At 67.2% G+C, this 1,301-nt stretch carries 1 protein-coding gene; it reads left to right on the top strand.

Annotated features, from left to right (window positions below; all coding sequences use genetic code 11):
* Window positions 1-973 (top strand): 2-oxo acid dehydrogenase subunit E2 (locus tag ACFWJO_RS39600; RefSeq protein ID WP_386873129.1); only part of this gene is annotated, 973 nt, incomplete at its 5' end.
* Window positions 974-1,301 lie beyond the last annotated feature (328 nt).

Below are 1,301 nucleotides of genomic sequence, written 5' to 3'. Positions count from 1 at the left end.
CGACAAAGTCGACACCGAGATCCCCTCCCCCGCCTCAGGCACCCTCCTCGAGATCATCGCCACGGAAGACGCTGTCGTCGAGGTCGGCGCGGCACTCGCCGTCCTCACCGCACAAGGCAGTGAAACCCAGGACACACCGGCACCCCCTCCTGCCCAGGCGACTCCCACGCCTGCACCGATAGCCGCCACTCCTGCTCCGGCACGTGCACCCGTATCGAACCCCACTACCCCGGAGGCTGCTGCACTGCCATCCGCGGGCGACCGGGTGGAAAAGCTGCCCCGGATTCGGCGGACCATCGCACAGCGGATGGTCGAATCCCTGCAGACATCAGCGCAATTGACCACCGTCATCGAGGTCGACGTCACCGAGATCGCCCGGCTGCGCAACCGGGAGAAGGAAGACTTCCACCGCCGGACCGGGGTGAAGCTGTCGTTCCTGCCGTTCTTCGTCGCCGCCGCCACCGAAGCGCTCTCACACCATCCGGTCATCAACGCCTCGCTCGACACCGACTGCACCGAGGTGACCTACCACGGGGCAGTGCACCTCGGGATGGCCGTCGACAGCGACAAAGGCCTCATGGTGCCCGTCATCCGCGATGCCAACGGGTTGCGGATCCCCGCACTCGCCCGGGCGATCGCCGGTGCCGCTGACAGTGTGCGCACCGGCGCCATCCGCCCCGACGACCTCTCCGGTGGCACGTTCACCATCACCAACACCGGCGGCCGCGGGGCACTCTTCGACGCCCCAATCATCAACCAACCCCAATCCGCCATCCTCGGCATCGGAACCGTCGTCGAACGCCTCGTCCCCACCCATCGCGACGGCGGCGCACTCCAGATCGACGTGAAGTCGATGGCGTACCTGTCACTGTCCTACGACCACCGCATCGTCGACGGCGCCGACGCCGCCCGCTACCTCGCCACCGTCCGGCAGCGGCTGGAAACCGGATTCGCCCCCTCGGACCTACAGTGAACGGGCCAGCACACATCCCAGGCTCTGTGCCCGGACACGGCACCCGAGACGATCACCGACTCGTCGAATTCGCCCTACGGTGGGCCCCAATAGTTGCAGTAAACGACTACACCCTCCCCGACGCCGCCGTACTGGGACTCGCGCAGGCACTGTTCGAGGAAATGCGCTACGAGAACGGTGAACTCCTCAACGCAGAGGCACTGCTGTACCGCGTCCCACTCGCGGAGGACCTCCCCGAGCGGTTCGTCTCGATCACCCAGGAGCAGGGACACGGCGCCGGCCCCTTCGGCGCCAAAGGCATGGGGGAGGGCGGCATGCTCCCCATCGC

Origin of the sequence: Streptomyces sp. NPDC127092 (genome assembly GCF_042722475.1) — a bacterium.
Taxonomy (GTDB): domain Bacteria; phylum Actinomycetota; class Actinomycetes; order Streptomycetales; family Streptomycetaceae; genus Streptomyces.
This window is presented reverse-complemented; position numbering and strand designations above follow the sequence as displayed.